Consider the following 17890-nt stretch of genomic DNA (forward strand, 5'->3'; position numbering starts at 1 on the left):
AGTAGCTTCGCGGAGGCCACCGCGATCGGGCGGCCGCAGACCCCCGAGCGAAGGTGCGCGATGTCCACCCTGACCTACCCGGAAGCGATAGGCGTCGGCCTGCTGCAGGGTGTGACGGAACTCTTCCCGGTCTCCAGCCTCGGTCACAGCATCCTGCTGCCGGCCCTGATCGGCGGGAAGATCCAGCAGGACCTCGACATGACCGCCGAAGGCTCCTCCTACCTCGCCGCCCTGGTCGCCCTCCACCTGGCCACCGCGCTCGCGCTGGTGGTCTTCTTCTGGCGGGACTGGGTCCGCGTGGTCAGCGGCCTGATCAGTTCCGCCCGGTACCGCCGGGTGCGGACCCGGGACGAGAAGCTCGCCTGGCTGCTCATCATCTCCACCATCCCGGTCGGCGTGGCCGGCCTCGTCCTAGAGAAGGCGCTGCGGCACGCGCTCGGCAAGCCCGTCCCGGCCGCCGTCTTCCTCGCCCTCAACGGGCTGGTGCTGCTCGGCGCCGAGCGGCTCAAGCGCGGCGGCACCGGCCGCCGCCGGGCCGGGCACGCGGCCCCGGTCGACGAGCCGGGCATGGACCCGGCGATCGCCTCCGACCACCGGCTGACCAGCCTCGGCTACGGCCAGGGCGCGTGGATCGGCGCCGCCCAGATCCTCGCCCTCTTCCCGGGCATCAGCCGCTCCGGCGTCACCATGAGCGCCGGCATCCTGCGCGGCCTGCACCACGAGGACGCGGCCCGCTTCTCCTTCCTGCTCGCCACGCCGGTCATCCTGGCCGCGTCGGCGCTGAAGGTGCCGGAACTGTTCAAGCCGGAGAACTCCGCCGTGCTCGGCCCGGTCGCCGCGGGGAGCGTCGCGGCCTTCGTGGCCGGCTACGTCTCGGTGCGGTTCCTCACCAGGTACTTCGAGACCCGCAGCCTGACGCCGTTCGCGGTGTACTGCTTCCTGGCCGGCGTCGGCAGCGCGGTCTACCTGTCGGTCTGAGCCGCCGCGACCCGCTGAACGCCTGCCGCTGACCGCCTGCCGTCGCCTGGCGCCCGCCGCCAGCTGAACGCCACCCGCTGAACGCCGCCCGCCGCCCGCCGCCCGCTCAGAGGCTCGCCACGGCCGAGAGGATCACCTCGGCGACGGCGGCCGGCTGCTCCACCAGGACGAGGTGCCCGGCGTCCGGGACCGTCACCATCGTCACCTGCGGGCACGCCTCCAGGGCCTCCCGCTCGGCCGGCTGGAGGCCGATCTCGTCGTGGTCGCCGCGGACGACCCAGGTCGGCAGGCCGGTGGCGCAGAGCCGGTCGACCAGGCTGCCGTACCGGTCCAGGTACTCGTAGTACCGCCGGACGACGTGCCGGGCGAAGGCCGGGTCGGTCGTGCCGACGTCGGCGGACAGCGCCTCGGCCCGGGCGGGCGGCAGGCTGTGCTTCATGGCCGTCGGCATGCTCTTCATCATCCCGGCCCAGGCCAGCGCCCCCAGTCCGGGCACCTGGCCGAGGTGGTCCATGACGGTCAGGAACTTCGCCTCGTCGCGCCGGGAGAAGGTCGGCGACAGCAGCACCAGCGGGCCGGAGAACAGGCCGGCCGCGGCCGTCTCCAGTACGACGTTCGCCCCGAGGCTGTGGCCGACCAGGACGTCGCAGCCGCGCTCGGCGGCGAATCCGGCGATCAGACGGGCGTAGTTGTCCATCGTCAGGTCCTCGGGCGGGGTCGTCCCGCCGAAGCCCGGCTGCGTCACCGCCGTCAGCCCCACCCCCGAGGAGGCGAGGGCCGGCTCGGCCATCACGTCCTCGTACCAGACCGCGCTGCACATCCCGCCGGGCAGCATCATCACCCGGTGCGGGGCGTCGGCCGGGCCGGCCTCCCGGACGTCCCAGCCGTCGCCCCGGTGTCCGTCGCGGTTGTCGTCCACGTGCTCGTCCATGCGGGAGAGTCTGGGCTCGCGCCGCGGGCCCGGCCGGGACTGTGCTCCGATCGGAGTGTGTCGCCCGCCGGGACCGCGGCGATCCGGCGGGCCGTCAGGCCGTGAGGCCCAGGGCGGCCAGGCGGACCGGGTCGGTGAGGATGTCCATCCTGGTGATCCGGCCGTCGTGGATGGTGAACGACATGACCGACAGCGGGCGGCCCTCGGCGAAGGAGACCACCCCGGGCGAGCCGTTGACCAGCACCGGGCGCCCCTCGGCGGCGAAGCGGGCGAAGGCGACCGCCTGCGAGGCGACATCGGCGGCGCCCCGGCGCAGCACGCTCGGCACCAGGGTGCCGCCGTCCGAGCGGGCCACCACGTCCGGGTCCAGCAGGCTCAGCAGCGCCTCGAAGTCGCCGCCCCGGGAGGCCGCCAGGAAGGCCTCCACCACCTCGCGCTTGCGGGCGGCGTCGGAGTCCGCGGCCGGGGTGGCGCCCTGCACCCGGCGGCGGGCGCGGGAGGCCAGCTGGCGGGTGGAGGCGGAGGTGCGGCCGAGCACCTCGGCGACCGCGTCGAAGGGCACGTCGAACATGTCGTGCAGCACGAAGGCCACCCGCTCCGCCGGGGTGAGCGTCTCCAGGACCACCATCAGCGCGAGCCCCACCGAGTCGGCGACCAGGATCTCCTGCACCGGGTCCGGTGCCGCCGGCCCGCTGACCACCGGGTCGGGCAGCCGTACCCGGCCGTCCTGCTCGGGCATCGGGTCCTCCCGGCGGGAGGCGCGGGCGCGCAGGTGGTCCAGGCAGACCCGGCCGACCACGGTGGTCAGCCAGGCACCGAGGTTCCTCACCCCGGTCACGTCGCTGCGGCTCAGCTTCAGCCACGCCTCCTGGACGGCGTCCTCGGCCTCGGCGACCGATCCGAGGATCCGGTAGGCCACGGTCCGCAGTTGGGGGCGCTCGGCCTCGAAGCGCTCGGCCAGTGCGTCGGCCGGGGACCCGGTCCGGTAACTCTCCTCGTTCACCTGTCACATCCTCGCGTCGGGATCAGTCGGATCACTGACGGACGCTAACCCGACCAGAGGAGGCCGCGCGATCATCCGATGAACATCCGGACCGACTTCTTCGATCTCCTCGGCACCACCGTCGAGGAGCCGCCGGCACCGCCCGGAACCCAGCACCGGAACCGGGCGGCGGCAGGCGAGAATGAGGCCCGTGAACGGCTCCTGGACCTCCTTCGGCGGCGACCTCCACCTGGACCTCACCGAGCGGCGCGCCGCCGGCGCCGGGCTGCGGGCCGCCCTGGAGGACGCGCTGCGGGAGGCCGTCCAGGACGGCCGGCTCGCTCCCGGCACCCGGTTGCCGTCCTCCCGGGCCCTCGGCGAGGACCTCGGCATCGCCCGCAACACCGTGGTGGAGGCCTACGGCCAGCTCACCGCGGAGGGCTGGCTCAGCTCCCGGCAGGGCTCCGGCACCACCGTCGCCCGGCGGCAGCCGCCCGCACCCGCCGTACGGGCCGAGCGACCGCAGCAGCCGCCGCGGACCGTCCGGCACGACCTGGTGCCCGGACGGCCCGACCTCTCGTCGTTCCCCCGCACCGCCTGGCTCGCCGCCGCCCGCCGCGCCCTCGCCACCGCCCCGCACGAGGCGCTCGGCTACGGCAGCCCGCTGGGCCGGATCGAACTGCGGGAGGCGCTCGCCCACTACCTGGCCCGGGTCCGCGGCGTGCGCACCGACCCCGACCACCTGCTCGTCTGCACCGGCGTCCAGCAGGGCCTGGGCCTGCTCTGCGCGGCCCTGCGGGAGCGCGGGGCGCGCTCGCTCGCGGTCGAGGAGTACGGGCTGCCGCCGCAGCACGCGGTGGTGCGGGCCGCGGGCCTGGCCACCGTCCCGCTGCCGCTGGACGGCGAGGGCGCCCGGACCGACCGGCTCGACCGGCCCGACCGCCTGCACGCCGACAGCGGCGCCGTCCTGCTCACCCCGGCCCACCAGTACCCCACCGGCGTACCGCTGTCCGCCGACCGGCGGGCGGCCGCGGTGCGATGGGCGCGCGAGCGGGACCGGTACGTCATCGAGGACGACTACGACGGGGAGTTCCGGTACGACCGGCAGCCGCTCGGCGCGATGCAGGCGCTCGATCCGGAGCGGGTGGTGTACGCGGGCACCGCCGCCAAGAGCCTCGCCCCGGGCCTCCGGCTGGCCTGGCTGGCCCTGCCGGACGCGCTGGTCGAACCGGTCGCCCGGCTGAAGGTGCTGGCCGACAGCATGTCCCCGGTGCTCGACCAGCTGACCCTGGCCGAGCTGATCACCTCGGGCACCTACGACCGGCACGTACGGCGGTGCCGCCTGCACTACCGGCGCCGCCGCGACCGCCTGGTCGCCGCCCTGGCCGAACACGCCCCGCACGTGCGGGTCACCGGCATCGCCGCCGGCCTGCACGCCGTCCTCGAGCTGCCGCCCGGCTCCACGCCCGAGGCCGAGCTGCTGGCCCGGGCCGAAGCCGCCGGACTCGCCCTCAGCAGCCGCTCCTGGCACCGCGCCGCCCCGTCCGACGAGGACGCCCCGCCCGCCCTGGTGATCGGCTACGCCACCCCGCCGGAGCACGCCTTCCCGGCGGCCCTGGCGGCGCTCTGCGAACTGCTGCGCGGGGCGTGACGGGGCGGATGCCGGCCCCGCCTCGCACCGGGGGGTGAACGCGGGCGCCCGCCTCCCGGGGGGTGGGGGCGGGCGCCGCGCGGAGGCCGGCGCTTCGGAGCGGGCCGGGGCGGCTACTTGTTCCGGCTGCCCAGTTCGAACAGCAGCATGATGAAACCGGCGAAGGCGTGGATCCCGGCGGTGTAGATCACCAGGCGGAGGTAGACCCGCTTGTTGGCCCACTTGCCGGCGTCCATGGTCTTCGGGCCGGTGGCGGTGTCGGCAGCGCCGGTGGCGGTGGTGGGATCGGCCACGGGGATCTCCTCCAGGGTCTGACGGCAGGTCAGCGGGTGGCGGTTCAGCGGGTGGCGGTTCAGTGGGCGGCGGGTCCGCCGCCGAGGCAGAGCTCGCCGCCAGGGCTCTGCAGCAGGGTGTGGATGAAGAGCAGTTCCACGCCGTCCTCGGACTCGGCGGCGATGCAGTGCGGGGTGAGCGAGTCGTAGTGGGCGGAGTCGCCGGGGGCGAGGTGGTGGGTCCGCTCGCCGAGGGTCAGCCGGAGTCCGCCGCGCAGGACGTACAGCCATTCCTCGCCGGGATGCACCCGGACCACCGCGTCCTGGACGCCCGGCGGGACGTGCACCCGCAGGGCCTGCATGGCGCGGCCGGGGGCGCCGGCCCGGCGGTAGCCCCAGCCGCCGGCCCGGCCGGGTTCGATGGCACCGCCGCGGACCACCGGGTCCGGCTCGGCCATGGTCTCGCCGAGCAGGCCGGAGACGGAGGTGCCGTAGGCGCGGGCGAGGCCGAGCAGGACGGGCAGGGAGGGCTGGCGGCGGCCGGTCTCCAGCCGGGACAGATAGGCTGGGGAGAGCCCGACCCGCGCCGCGGCGACCTCCAGGGTGAGGCGGCTGCTGAGCCGGTGCTCGCGGAGCCGGGCGGCGAGGCCCGCGGCCTCCTGGTCGTCGAGTCGCTCGCCGTGCTCGCCGGCGGCGGGGGCGCCGGTGGGACTGGTGGTCATGTGACCAGTGGACACCTCGCGTGCCGCCCGGGCAAGAAATTTGCCTCAGAGGCAAAGGCCTCGGGGCGGGACCCGCCTGCGCTCAGGGCCGCGGGATGTTGCGCAGGTTGCTGCGGGCCAGGTCGATCATGCGCCCGACGCCGCCGGAGAGCACCGTCCGCCCGGCCGCCAGCGCGAAGCCCTTCACCTGGGCAGCGGTGATGTACGGCGGGATGGACAGCGCGTTGGGGTCGGTGACGACGTCGACCAGTGCGGGCCCCGGCCGGTCCAGCGCCTCCGCCAGCACCTCCCGGACCCGGGCCGGCTCGGCGACCCTCTTCGCCGGGATGCCCATCGCCCGCGCGATGCCGGCGTAGTCCACGTCCCCGTTGTCGATCTCGGACTCGGGGTAGCCGGAGACCAGCATCTCCAGCTTGATCATGCCGAGCGCGCCGTTGTTGAACACCACCGTCTTCACCGGCAGCCGGTGCCTGGCCACCGTGAGCAGTTCGCCGAGCAGCATGCCGATCCCGCCGTCCCCCGCCATCGCGATCACCTGGCGCCCGGGGCAGGCGAGTTGGGCGCCGATGGCGTGCGGGAGGGCGTTGGCCATCGAGCCGTGCAGGAAGGAGCCGATCACTCGGCGCCGGCCGTTCGGCTGGAGGTAGCGGGCGGCCCAGACGTTGTTCATGCCGGTGTCCACCGTGAACACCGCGTCGGCGGCGGCCACGTCGTCCAGCACCGAGGCGACGTACTCGGGGTGGATCGGCAGGTGCTTGTCGATGTCCCGGGTGTAGGCGCCGACCACGTCCTCCAGCGCCCGGCAGTGCTTCCTGAGCATGGCGTCCAGGAAGCTGCGGTCGTCCTTCCCCTCGAGCAGCGGCAGCACGGCCCGCAGGGTGGCCGCGACGTCCCCGTGCACGGCCAGCTCCAGGGCGGTCCGCCGGCCCAGCCGGGTGGCGTCGTGGTCGACCTGGACGGTCCGGGCCTGCGGGAGGAAGGAGTCGTACGGGAAGTCGGTGCCGAGGAGCACCACCAGGTCGGCGGAGTGCAGCGCCTCGTGGCAGGCGCCGTAGCCGAGCAGGCCGCTCATCCCGACGTCGTACGGGTTGTCGTACTGGATCCACTCCTTGCCGCGCAGCGAGTGGCCGACCGGCGCCTTCAGGACCTGCGCGGCCTCCATCACCTCGGCGTGCGCGCCGCGCACCCCGGCGCCGCAGAACAGCGCGACCTTGCGGGCCGCGTTGAGCAGCCGGGCCAGCTCCTGCACCTGGGACCAGGGCGGTGCGGCGACGGCCTGTTCGGTCAGGAAGTGGCTGCTGCCGGTCGGTCCGGCGGCGGGCTGGGCGGCGACGTCGCCGGGGAAGGCGAGCACCGAGACGCCGGGCGAGCCGAGGGCGTGCTGGATCGCGATCCGCAGCAGCCGGGGCAGCTGGGCGGGGGTGGTGAGCATCTCGCACCAGCTGCTGCAGTCGGTGAACACCCGCTCGGGGTGGGTCTCCTGGAAGAAGCCGGTGCCGATCTGCCCGGACGGGATGTGCGAGGCGAGGGCGAGCACCGGCAGGCCGCTGCGCTGGGCGTCGTACAGGCCCTGGATCAGGTGGGTGTTGCCGGGGCCGCAGGAGCCGGCGCAGACCGCGAGGCGGCCGGAGAGCTCGGCCTCGGCGGCGGCCGCGAAGGCGCCGGCCTCCTCGTTGCGGACGTGCACCCAGCCGATCCCCTCGGCCCGGCGGATCGCGTCCACGACGGGGTTCAGGCTGTCGCCGACGACGCCGTAGACCCGCTCCACCCCGGCCTGCCGGAGCACCTCCACCATCTGTTCGGCCACGCTCGCCACGGGCGCACTCCTTCGGTCGACGCAGGACACCTGCACCCTCCGACGGGAGGGCGGTGCGCTGCACCCGGGGTGGGCCCAACGGGTGAGGGCCGCCACGCGGCGGGAGCGGCCCCGGCCCGCCCCGGCGGCTACTCCGCCGCCAGGTGGTCGGTCTGCCCCAGCTTGCCGGCGGCCAGGCCCGCCTGCGGCTGGCGGCGGGCGGGTTCCCGGCCCGGGGGCTGGGCGCAGCGCTCCTGGGCGGGCGGGGCGGTGGTGGGCAGGGTGACCGGGGAACCGGCCTTGACCTGCACCAGCTCGCCGTCGTGCCACAGGTGCATCACCTCGCCGCGGCGCAGCGTGTAGGTCGTCCCGTCGTGGCCGATCCGCACGCCGAGCAGGTTGTCGCGCACCAGCAGCGAGAAGCTGAGCCGCATCAGTCCGGAGGGCAGCCGGGGCCGGAACGACAGGGTCTCGGTGTGGTCGCGCAGCCCGCCGAAGCCGGCCACCAGGGCGATGCAGGCCCCGGCGAGCGAGGCCATGTGCAGGCCGTCGCGGGTGTTGCCGCCGAGGTCGTGCAGGTCCATCAGGGCGGCTTCGGCGGTGTAGTCGTATGCGAGGTCGAGTTGGCCGACCTCGGCGGCGATGACGGCCTGGGTGCAGGCGGAGAGCGAGGAGTCGCGGACGGTGAGCCGCTCGTAGTAGGCGAAGTTGCGGGCCTTCTGCTCGTCGGTGAAGGCGTCGCCGCGGACCTGCATGGCGAGCACCAGGTCGGCCTGCTTGACCACCTGCTTGCGGTACAGGTCGAAGTACGGGTAGTGCAGCAGCAGCGGGTAGTTCTCGGGCGGGGTGTTCTCGAAGTCCCAGATCTGGTGGTGGGTGAAGCCGTCGGCCTGCGGGTGGACCCCGAGGTCCTCGTCGTACGGCACGTACATCGCGGCGGCGGCGTCGCGCCAGGCGGCGGTCTCCTCGGTGTCGACGCCGAGGGCGGCGGCCTCGCGCGGGTGGCGGACGGCGGCCTCGGCGGCGGCGCGCAGGTTGCTCTGCGCCATCAGGTTGGTGAACACGTTGTTGTCGGCGACGGCGCTGTACTCGTCGGGGCCGGTGACGCCCTCGATCCGGAACTTCCCGGCGACGTCGTGGTGGCCGAGCGAACGCCACATCCGGGCGGTCTCCACCAGGATCTCGAGGCCGTAGACGCGCTCGAACTCGGCGTCCCCGGTGGCCCGGACGTAGCGGGCGACGGCGGCGGCGATGTCGGCGCCGATGTGGAAGGCGGCGGTGCCGGCCGGCCAGTAACCGGAGCACTCCTCGCCGCGGATCGTCCGCCAGGGGAACACGGCTCCGGCCAGGCCGAGCTGGGCGGCGCGTTCGCGGGCGAGCGGCAGGGTGGTGTGCCGCCAGCGCAGGGCCTGGTTGACGGCTCCGGGCAGGCAGTAGGTGAGCACCGGCAGGACGAAGGTCTCAGTGTCCCAGAAGCTGTGCCCGTCGTAGCCCGGGCCGGTCAACCCCTTGGCGGGGATGGCGCGTTCCTCGCTGCGGGCGCCGGCCTGGAGGACGTGGAAGACGGCGAACCGGACGGCCTGCTGGAGTTCGACGTCGCCCTCGATCTCGATGTCGCTGGTGTCCCAGAAGTCCTTGAGGAACTGCAGCTGTTCGGCGACCAGGCCGTCCCAGCCGGTGTACCGGGCGGCGGTCAGCGCGGCCTCCACCTGGTCCCGGACGGCGGGCAGCGAGCGGGTGCCGGACCAGCCGTAGGACATGAACTTGACCAGCCGCAGCCGCTGCCCGGCGCCGAGCACGGTGGTGACGCTGATCCGGCAGTGGTCGGACTCGGCCTCGGCGACGGTGTCGAGCCGCTCCGGGCCCTCGATGACGTGGTCCATCCCGGCCGCGACCCGGATGCCGCTGAAACGGGTGCGGTGCACCAGGACGGCCTTGGTGCCGCTGGCGTGGTGCGCCTCGGCCTGGAGCGGGGCCTCCAGCACGGCGGCCGCGCGCGGATCGCCCTCGGGGCCGCCGGGCAGCTGCTCGTTGGCGACCAGCTCGGACTGGAGCACGATCCGCACCGGCCCGTCCACCGCCTCGACGCTGTACTCCACGGCGGCGATGGCGCGCTGGGTGAGCGAGACGAGCCGGGAGGAGCGCACCCGGATCGTCCGCCCGGCCGGGGAGCGCCACTCGGCCTCGCGGTGCAGCATGCCCTCGCGGAAGTCCAGCCACCTCTTGTGGCTGATCAGTTCGCCGTAGCGCAGGTCGAAGGGCTCGTCGTCCACCAGCAGTCGGATGATCTTGCCGTTGGTGACGTTGATGACGCTCTGGCTGGACTCGGGGTAGCCGTAACCGCCCTCGCCGTAGGGCAGCGGGCGGAGTTCGAAGACGCCGTTCAGGTAGGTGCCGGGCAGGCCGTGCGGCTCGCCCTCGTCCAGGTTGGCGCGCAGGCCGATGTGCCCGTTGGAGAGCGCGAAGACGGACTCGGCGCGGGCCAGCGCGCCCAGGTCCAGGCCGTGTTCGGCGATCTGCCACGGATCGATCGCGAAGTTGTCCGCAGGACTCATGCGTCCTCGCCCCCCAGCAGGTCGGAAAGGTCGTCCACCACCACGGTGGCACCGTCGCGGCGGAGTTCGTCGGCCTGGCCGGTGCGGTTGACCCCGACCACGGCGCCGAAGCCACCGGCCCGGCCGGAGGCGACCCCGGCGAGCGCGTCCTCGAAGACGGCGGCGTGCGCGGGTTCGACGCCGAGCTCCCGGGCCGCGTACAGGTAGGTGTCGGGGGCGGGCTTGCCCGGCAGGCCCTGCTGCTTGGCGACCACGCCGTCGACGATCACGTCGAAGAGCTCCAGGATGCCCGCCGAGCGCAGCACGTCGCGGCAGTTGGCGCTGGAGGAGACCACCGCGCCGGGCAGTCCGAGCGCGCGCAGCCGGTGCACGTAGGCGACGGAGCCGTCGTAGGGCTTCACCCCCTGCTCGCGGATCAGCCGCAGCACGGTGTCGTTCTTGGCGCGGCTGATCCCCTGCACGGTGCGGGCGTTCGGGGGGTCGTCCGCCGTCCCCTCGGGCAGGTCGATGCCCCGGCTGTGCAGGAAGGCCCGGGTGCCGTCCAGGCGTGGTCGGCCGTCGACGTAGGTGTCGTAGTCGGTGACGGCGTCGAAGGGGATGAACTGCCCGCCGGTGCGGGCGGCTTCGGCGCGCAGGAAGGCGTCGAAGGTGTCCTTCCAGGCCGCGGCGTGGACCGTGGCGGTCTGGGTGAGCACCCCGTCGAGGTCGAAGAGGAAAGCGCGGATGTCGTCCGGTAGGCCCAGCATGGCTGCAGTCTTACCCGGATCGCGGAGGAAACCGCCCTTTCCCGGCGGCGCGTCGCGGGAAGGGCGGCTTCCGGTTGCCGGGCCGCCGGACCGGGGCCGGGCCGGCGGCACCGCGGCCGTCACTACGGCGAGTCGGGCATCTGCGCCTCGGGCGCCTGGATCACCGCGAAGGCGGCGCCCTGCGGGTCCCGGACCACGGCCATCCGGCCGGACTGCATGTCGAACGGCGGCTGGATGACCGAGCCGCCCGCCTTGACCAGGGCGTCCACCACGGAGTCGGTGTCGTCCACCGAGAAGTAGGTCATCCAGTGCGAGGGCGTGTCGCCCGAGAGGTACCCGGGGATCTTCTGCATGCCGCCCACCGTGCGGTCGGCGACGTTCAGCGAGTAGTAGCCGTCCATGCCCTGGATGGTGGCCGGGCGCAGACCCAGCGCGGGCTGGTAGAAGCGGCCGGCCGCTTCGGTGTCGGAGGTGTTGAGCTCGTTCCAGACCAGTGCGCCGGGCTCGTTGACGATGCCCGCACCGATGAAGTCCATCGCCTGCCAGACGCCGAACACCGCGCCCGTCGGGTCGGCGGCGACCAGCATCCGGCCGAGCGTGCCGACGTCCATCGGGTCGTAGAGGATCGTGCCGCCGGCGTCGGCGATGGACGCCTTGGCCGCGTCGACGTCGTCCGAGGCGATGTGGGTGGTCCAGGCGACGGGCGGCACCGGCTGGCCCTCGGGCGCGGACTGGCCCATGATCCCGGCGACCGGGCGGTCGTTGAGCGTGCACACGGCGTAACCGCCGAACTCGGCCGGGCCGACCTCGCCCTGCCAGCCGAACAGGTCGCGGTAGAAGTCGATCGCGGCCTGCTGGTCGCTCGCCATCAGGTCGACCCAGCACGGGGTGCCGGGCTTGTACGGATCGGTCACTACGGGCATTGCTGGGCCTCCCGGAGGCGGTGGTGGCCGGCTGGGGTCGCCGGGCGGGCGACGGCCCGGCCCGGCCGGTCACGGTCGTCGGCGGGGACGGCCGTGCGACGGGGGTACACCGCCCACCTTCGGCCCGCCGCCCCGGATCCGCCACCCGACGGCACCCTGGCGGGCGACCGGGTACGGGGCGGCACCGGGCGCTCACCCGGTGTCGTGCCGCCTGGCGGTGACGAAGTACGGCTGCACCTTGCCGCTCTGCGCGTAGTCCTTCAGCCGGACGAGGAGTTCCGCCCAGGTGCCGGCCACCGCCGGGACGCCCTCCTCGCTGCCCGGCTGCCAGCCGCCGTGCCGGAACAGCAGCCGGGTGCGCTCGGGACCGCCGGGCTGGTCGGCGGGCTGGTCGGTGGGCTGGCCGGTGGGCTGGCCGGCGGGCTGGCCGCCGGGCTGGTCGGTGAGGTCCCAGCTGATCCAGGTGCCGGCCCAGTGCGGCGGGAAGGCGCCGGCGTTGGCCCACACCACCCGGTCCCGGTCGGCCCGCTCGCGGCGCAGCCGGAACGGCTCGGGGACGTCGGGGAAGTCGAGCAGCAGGACGTCGCCCTCCCGGTCCACGGCGGTCGTCCACCAGCCGGTCAGCCCGTCGTGCGTGTCGAGCGCGTCGAGCACCACGGCCCGGGGCGCGGCGATGTCGAGCTGCATGGCGATCTCGGGCATGGGGTCCGCCTTTCGGACAGCGTCTGCGGTGCCGCAGGGCCCCCTCCGGGGCACGCGGCCCCAGGGCCACCATGGCACGGCCCCCGGGCCGCCGCGCCCCGGAGGGCGCGGGGCCGGGGCCGTCGCTGTCCGTCCTCCGGTGGCGGCGGTCAGCCGCCGCTGCCGTAGGTGGTGTTCGCGCAGATGTCGTCGTCCGCGGAGCGGGCGTCGTTGGTGACGGTGGTCGGCAGCGGCTGGGGCGGGGTCTGGCCGCCCGGGGTGGTGGCGGGCGTCCCGGAGGACGTGCCGGCCCCCGTGGTCGCCGCGAAGTCCTGGCCGACGATCACCGAGATGCCACGCGAGCTGCCGGAGGACAGCTCGGCCCCCGGGAACAGCGCGGCGATCTTCTCGGCGTTCGCCTTCTGCCCGGATCCGTACTCGATCATGGTGGTCTTGTACTTGGTGCTCGCCGCCTGGCCCGCGGTGGTGGCGCTGAACTTGGCGGACTTCAGCAGGTCGGTGCCCTTGCCGGCCAGGCCGTTGGTGGTGGTCCCGTTGTAGACCGACACCTTGATCGCGGCGTTGGCGGCGTCCCCGGCCGGAGCGGCCGCAGTGGTGGGCGCGGCCTGCGACGGCGCGGCGCTCGGGCTGGCGGGCGCGTCGGGCTGCTGGCCGGTGGCGTTCTGGCCGTCGATGGTCTGGTCGGCCTTGAGGGTCTCCCAGAGTTTGTTGGAATCCGGCTGGACGAGGTCGATGTTGGCGTCCTGGGTGCGGTAGCGCCAGGGCACGGTGACGAACTTGAGGTCGTGCATGTCGATGTTCTTCAACGACAGGCCGAAGGAGAGCAGCTTGTCCGCGGAGTCCAACCCCGGGTCCACGGTCAGCGACTTGGTCGCGGCGTCGGCCAGCGGCAGCAGGTTGGTGGGGTTCAGCCCGTCCTTCTTCATCTTCGTGGCGAGCGAACTCATGAAGGCCTGCTGGCGCTTCATCCGGCCGATGTCGGAGCCGTCGCCGATGCCGTGCCGCAGCCGCACGTAGTCGAGCGCCTTCTGGCCGTCCACGGTCTGCTTGCCCTGCGGGAGGACGAGGTCGCCCTTCTTCTTCAGGTTGGGGTTGATGTCGCCCTCGTAGATCGGCTTCGGCAGGCAGACGTCGACGCCGTTGACGGCCTTGGTCATCGCGGCGAAGCCGTTGAAGTCGACCACGATGGTGTGGTCGACCCGGATGCCGGTGAGCTTCTCCACCGTGTTCTGGGTGCAGGCCGGGTTGCCGTTGTCGGTGCCGCCGACCGAGAAGGCGGCGTTGAACAGGTCGCTGCCGCCCTTGGTCCACTTGCCGTTGGGCAGCTTGCAGGACGGTATCTGGACCACCGCGTTGCGCGGGATCGAGATGCCCACGGCGTGCTTGTGGTCGGCGTAGACGTGCAGCAGGATCGTGGTGTCCGAGCGGGCGCCGCCGTCCTCGCCACCGCCGAGGTCGGAGTTGTTGCCACCCCGGCTGTCGGAGCCGATCAGCAGCAGGTTGACCGGCTTGTTGCCGTCCGCGTCGGCCTTGGACTCCGGCGGGCGGTCGGTGGCGATCGCGTCCGCGTCGAAGGACTTGATGTTGGCGTTCAGCTTGAAGTAGATCGCGCCGCCGGCACCCGCGATCAGCACCAGCACCCCGGCCGCCGACCAGGCGACGATCTTCTTCACGTTCTTCTTGGGCTTGGCGTTCCTGCGCGCAGCCGCCCGTCCGCCAGTCGTGGCGCCCGCCCGGGCGTCCGCCCGGCCGCCCTTGCCCTGCGCGGCTCGGCGAGCCTCCGCCCGGCCGCCGCTGCGGGGCCCGGGGACCGTGCCCGACGCGTCTTCCGTCGTGGGCACGTCCTCGCCCCGAGCCGGGCTCTCGCCCCTCCGACCTGACATGCGCGTACCTTTCACCGACGGAAGCGACGCCCCGGACGATCTGGCGCACCGCACACAGAAGAGACGGACGAGGCCTCTCCCGGGTTGCACGTACGACAGTCGGTAGAGACCGACCATCGTGGCTTCCGATCATATTGAGAGCAAAGGCGATCACGGTCCTCAGGTACACCTACGACCCCGGGGGCACAGGGCGCCTCCCCGACATAACGCCTGAAACCGTCCGATTCGGATGGGCCCCGGGACGGCCGGGCGTCCACCGCGCGCGGCCGCCGTCACGGAGGGTGCGCGGGTCTACCGGGTGCTACAACCAGCCGCGGCGGCCGGCCAGCAGGCCGGCCTCGAAGCGGCTGCGGGCGCCGAGGCGGTCCATCAGGTCGGCCATCATGCGGCGGGCGGTGCGCAGGGAGAGGCCGAGGTGCTTGCCGGCCGCCTCGTCGGTGTAGCCCTGGCCGAGCAGGCGGAGGAGTTCCTGTTCCTGGCGGGTGAGGCCCTGCTCGTCGCGCTCGCGCGGGGCTCCGAAGGGCGTCGCGTCGGACCAGGTCTGCTCGAACAGGGAGACCAGGGCGGTGAGCACGCCCGGGGAGGAGATCTGGACCGCGCCCTTGAGGGTGTTCGCCGGGTCGATCGGGACCAGCGCGACCCGCCGGTCGATGACCAGCATCCGCAGCGGCAGCGCGGGCACCGTCCGCACCTCGCAGCCCAGGCCGGTCAGCCACTCGGCGTGCTGGACGGTGGCCCGGTCCTTGCGGACCGAGTCCAGGTAGACGGTGCGCATGGTCACGCCCCGGGCGAGCAGCGCCTCGTTGTCGGGGCGGCTGGCCTGGAGGGAGGCGGCGGACTGGGCGCCGCCGGGGCTGAAGGTGAGCAGTTCCTCGCGGACGGAGCCGACCAGTTCCTCCATCCGCGCCTGCACGGTGGCCATGCCGATCAGCCGTTCCAGCCTGGCGTCCTCGTTCGCGGACTCGTCGCGGAACTGCGCGAGCATGCTGGTGATCTCGGCCTGGCGCTGCTCGAATTCCAGCTGGGCCTGTTGTTGCACCGATTCGTAGTACCGCAGCAGGGCGGGCAGTCCGACCCTCGGGTCGACCGGCCGCAGGCCGCCCGGCGGTTCGCCGGGGACGTCCTCGCAGGGGCGGAGCAGGCGGAGGTCGGCGAGCTGGTCGAGGGCCGCTCGGACCTGCTGCTCGGTCAGACCGAGCTTCTCGGCCAGCCCCTCGGCAGGCAGTTGATGGTCCGTCAGCATCAACCGGTAGACCGCCTGCGCGGAGTCGTCGATCCCCCGCATCATCGGCGCAACACCCCCCGCAGCGTGTCCCGATTCCCGCACTTCGGCGGACAAGTCCGGGCCCGATCATGCCAGGGCGGGATGGTCGAGACAACCGCGGTGACGCTCCGTTTCCGTCCCCGGAGAGGCCCACCGCAAACGAGGTCAAGGGAAGGTAATGGCACCAAGGTGCCACGGCGATCTTCCTGCCGCCCCGAACACCTTCCGATACCCCTCGACGTCCTCCAGACTTTCCGTTGTCGGGGAGCCGCGAGCTTCCCCGACGGGCCCGCCGATGACCACGCACCGTCATCACCGACGGTCGACCGACGAGGTCGTGGAAATGGCCGGCGCCCGCTTCCGAAACACATGTCCTGGGGGATGTCATGCTGCTTTCCTGCCGTAAGTTCGCCTGTACCGCCGCGGCCGCGCTGGCCGTCGCCTGCGGCGTCCTGGCCGGGTCCGCGCACGCTGCGGCGGGCTCCGCGCCCGCCGCCGGCGCCACCGTCTCGGTCCCCGGTGCGGTGCACCACTTCGCCGGCAGCCTCTCCAGCCAGATCCGCGAGTCGCAACTGCTCATGCTGACCGGAGCGGCCGCCCCTGCCGACTGGCGCTGGGGCTGACCTCCGCCCGCCGCGACGGCATCTGACGTCTCCTCACCACGGCCGGCCGCCGGGCAGTCCGGCCGGCCGGTGACGGAGGCACCGGCGACCGCCGTCCGTTCCCGGCCCCGTTCCCGGCCCCTCCTCGGCCCGCTTCCGGCGGTGCCGGACGGGCCGCGACGGGCCGTGACGGGGACCTCCCGGCCGCGCCGCCCCACCCGGGCGGCCGCGGCCGGAGGGAACTGCGGGCCGCCCTCACAATTTGAATGTGCAACAAACCTGTCAGGAGCGACAGTGCCGGTTATCGAGCCGATTGTGCTGGACTTCTTCGGCATCGAGATCGCCCTCGTCCAGGCCGACCGCGACGAGATCTCGTTCCAATTCGGGCCGCACCTCACCGGGATTTCCCGGGACCCCGACCACCTGCGGGTGGAATTCTCGTGCACCCCGGGAAGGGACGCGCCCGCCGATTTCCTGGTGCGGCGCAGCGACGGCACGCCATTGCTGCGCCGGGCCTTTCGGGGCTGGGGCAACGTACCCCCGGCGGTGCCGCCGTTCGCGGCCCTGCAGGACCGGTTCTGCCTGGCCCGGGCGGTGGTGCTGGCGAAGGGCGGCGCCACCGTCGCGCTGGTCGGCGGTCCGTACGCGGAACAGGCCAACGTGGGCGCCGCACTGGCCCAGCGCTCCTGGGAGTTCGTCTCCGGACGGCTGCTGGTCCTGGACCGCCGCACCGGGCACGCACTGCCCTACCTCGCGCCGCTGGAGGCGCGCGGCCCGGCCGCCGCCCGGCTGCGCGGTACCGGGCTGCCGGAGGGGATGTGGCGCACCGTCACCTCGCCGGTCGGCGGCGAGGTGCTGCAGGTGCGTCCGGAGTGCCTCGGCCCGACGGTGCCGGTGCGCGCCCGGCTCGCCCCGCCCGCGCTGGTCCGGCTGTGTCGCAGTGCCGACGAGGAAGTCCGGCTGGCACGATGGGAGTTCACTGCCCAGACCTGGCCGGCCGGGTCCGCCGGGCTGCTCGCCGGGGCGCCGACCCACTGCCTCTACCTGCCCGGCGTGAGCGGGGCGGAGGAGGCGGCGGGTCTGATCGATCACGCAATGACCAAGGAGAAGGACGAGTCGTGCCTCGACGTACCCGCTATGCCATCGGCGCACCGTGCTGGGCTGACTGCATCACTCCCGATCTGAGCGGCAGCCGGGAGTTCTACTCGGCGCTGCTCGGCTGGGAGTTCGTCACCGAGTCACCGGACTACCAGCTGGCGGTGCTGCGCGGAGAGGTCATCGGCGGCTTCGGCGCCGCCCCGGCGGGGCTGCCGCCGCAGGCCTCCTGGAACGTCTACCTGGCGACCAAGGACGCGGACGACAGCTGTGCGCAGGTCGGCCGGCTGGGCGGGCGCGTGGTGATGCCGCCGGTGCCCGCCGGGGACAACGGCCGGCTGTTCCTCGCCGTCGACCCGTCGGAGGTCACGGTCGGCTTCTGGGAGGGCCGCCGGGCCGAGGGGGTGGTGCTGGCCGACGAGCCGGGCGCGATCTGCGGCCACGAGCTGCGGGTGCCGGACGCCTCGCGCGCCGAGTCCTTCTACGGCGCCATGTTCGGCTACCGGCTCGCCCCGGACGGGGGGTTCGAGCTGGACGGCGTCGCCCACGCCCGGGTGGTGGTGAGCGACCAGGGCCGTCCGCTCTGGCTGCCGGCCTTCGGCGCGGCCGACCCGGTGGACGCCGTGCGCCGGGCGGTGGAGCTGGGCGCCCGGCTGGTCCGGCCGGGCCGGGAGCAGCCGCCGGTGCTGCGCGACCCGTGGGGCGCGGAGTTCGGCGTGCTGCCCGCGTAGCCGCCGTGGGGCGCGGAGTTCGGCGTGCTGCCCGCGTGGCCGCCGCCGGTCGCAGGGT

General features: G+C 73.8%; 16 protein-coding genes. 5 read left to right on the top strand and 11 right to left on the bottom strand.

The features are described 5' to 3' along the window. Positions 1 to 60 precede the first annotated feature (60 nt). The gene (locus ACGF07_RS05235; RefSeq protein WP_392895611.1) at positions 61 to 978 is read left to right on the top strand and encodes an undecaprenyl-diphosphate phosphatase; all 918 of its coding nucleotides are present in this window, start codon (positions 61 to 63) and stop codon (positions 976 to 978) included. A 106-nt stretch (positions 979 to 1084) separates the two neighbouring features. On the opposite strand, the gene ACGF07_RS05240 is transcribed toward ACGF07_RS05235, so the two are convergent. Both ACGF07_RS05240 and ACGF07_RS05245 read right to left on the bottom strand, forming a co-directional pair. Beyond that, a complete protein-coding gene (locus tag ACGF07_RS05240) occupies positions 1085 to 1909 on the bottom strand; it encodes an alpha/beta fold hydrolase (protein WP_392895612.1) in 825 nt (274 codons plus the stop codon). Positions 1910 to 2003: 94 nt separating this feature from the next. Then, a complete protein-coding gene (locus ACGF07_RS05245) occupies positions 2004 to 2912 on the bottom strand; it encodes a sigma-70 family RNA polymerase sigma factor (protein WP_392895614.1) in 909 nt (302 codons plus the stop codon). A gap of 190 nt (positions 2913 to 3102) precedes the next feature. Here ACGF07_RS05245 and ACGF07_RS05250 point away from each other — a divergent pair, with 190 nt between their 5' ends. Beyond that, positions 3103 to 4542: a PLP-dependent aminotransferase family protein gene (locus ACGF07_RS05250; protein WP_392895616.1), complete on the top strand. Its 1440-nt coding sequence runs from the start codon at positions 3103 to 3105 to the stop codon at positions 4540 to 4542. 113 nt (positions 4543 to 4655) lie between these two features. On the opposite strand, the gene ACGF07_RS05255 is transcribed toward ACGF07_RS05250, so the two are convergent. From ACGF07_RS05255 to ACGF07_RS05295, 9 genes are all read right to left on the bottom strand, one after another. Further along, entirely contained in the window at positions 4656 to 4835 is a 180-nt protein-coding gene (locus tag ACGF07_RS05255; RefSeq protein ID WP_392895618.1) for a DUF6126 family protein, read from the bottom strand. A gap of 59 nt (positions 4836 to 4894) precedes the next feature. Next, the gene (locus tag ACGF07_RS05260; protein WP_350743107.1) at positions 4895 to 5536 is read right to left on the bottom strand and encodes an XRE family transcriptional regulator; all 642 of its coding nucleotides are present in this window, start codon (positions 5534 to 5536) and stop codon (positions 4895 to 4897) included. An 82-nt stretch (positions 5537 to 5618) separates the two neighbouring features. Then, complete coding sequence (locus ACGF07_RS05265; RefSeq protein ID WP_392895620.1) at positions 5619 to 7352, bottom strand: pyruvate dehydrogenase; 1734 nt, start codon at positions 7350 to 7352, stop codon at positions 5619 to 5621. Positions 7353 to 7480: 128 nt separating this feature from the next. Beyond that, the gene (locus tag ACGF07_RS05270; RefSeq protein ID WP_392895622.1) at positions 7481 to 9886 is read right to left on the bottom strand and encodes a glycoside hydrolase family 65 protein; all 2406 of its coding nucleotides are present in this window, start codon (positions 9884 to 9886) and stop codon (positions 7481 to 7483) included. Further along, positions 9883 to 10632 carry an HAD family hydrolase gene (locus ACGF07_RS05275; RefSeq protein WP_392895624.1) on the bottom strand — a complete coding sequence of 250 codons (750 nt, stop codon included), beginning with the start codon at positions 10630 to 10632 and terminating at the stop codon, positions 9883 to 9885. The genes ACGF07_RS05270 and ACGF07_RS05275 overlap by 4 nt, the downstream gene beginning before the upstream one ends. A 122-nt stretch (positions 10633 to 10754) precedes the next feature. After that, positions 10755 to 11555, bottom strand: coding sequence for a VOC family protein (locus ACGF07_RS05280; RefSeq protein WP_350743099.1), 801 nt, complete (start codon positions 11553 to 11555; stop codon positions 10755 to 10757). Between the two features lie 192 nt (positions 11556 to 11747). Next, positions 11748 to 12257, bottom strand: coding sequence for a PT domain-containing protein (locus ACGF07_RS05285; protein WP_392895626.1), 510 nt, complete (start codon positions 12255 to 12257; stop codon positions 11748 to 11750). A 149-nt stretch (positions 12258 to 12406) separates the two neighbouring features. Further along, entirely contained in the window at positions 12407 to 14098 is a 1692-nt protein-coding gene (locus ACGF07_RS05290) for an LCP family protein (protein ID WP_392895628.1), read from the bottom strand. Positions 14099 to 14441: 343 nt separating this feature from the next. Next, positions 14442 to 15428, bottom strand: a complete 987-nt coding sequence (locus ACGF07_RS05295; RefSeq protein WP_350746220.1) for a helix-turn-helix transcriptional regulator — start codon at positions 15426 to 15428, stop codon at positions 14442 to 14444. Between the two features lie 362 nt (positions 15429 to 15790). Here ACGF07_RS05295 and ACGF07_RS05300 point away from each other — a divergent pair, with 362 nt between their 5' ends. The 3 genes from ACGF07_RS05300 (at position 15791) to ACGF07_RS05310 (ending at position 17832) form a co-directional block, all read left to right on the top strand. Next, positions 15791 to 16027, top strand: coding sequence for a hypothetical protein (locus ACGF07_RS05300; RefSeq protein WP_350746217.1), 237 nt, complete (start codon positions 15791 to 15793; stop codon positions 16025 to 16027). 273 nt (positions 16028 to 16300) lie between these two features. Next, positions 16301 to 17191, top strand: a complete 891-nt coding sequence (locus ACGF07_RS05305; protein ID WP_392895631.1) for a hypothetical protein — start codon at positions 16301 to 16303, stop codon at positions 17189 to 17191. Beyond that, entirely contained in the window at positions 17125 to 17832 is a 708-nt protein-coding gene (locus ACGF07_RS05310; protein ID WP_350746212.1) for a VOC family protein, read from the top strand. Before ACGF07_RS05305 ends, ACGF07_RS05310 begins: the two co-directional genes overlap by 67 nt. Positions 17833 to 17890: the final 58 nt, after the last annotated feature.

This window comes from Kitasatospora sp. NPDC048194, from assembly GCF_043202455.1.
Classification (GTDB): Bacteria; Actinomycetota; Actinomycetes; order Streptomycetales; family Streptomycetaceae; genus Kitasatospora.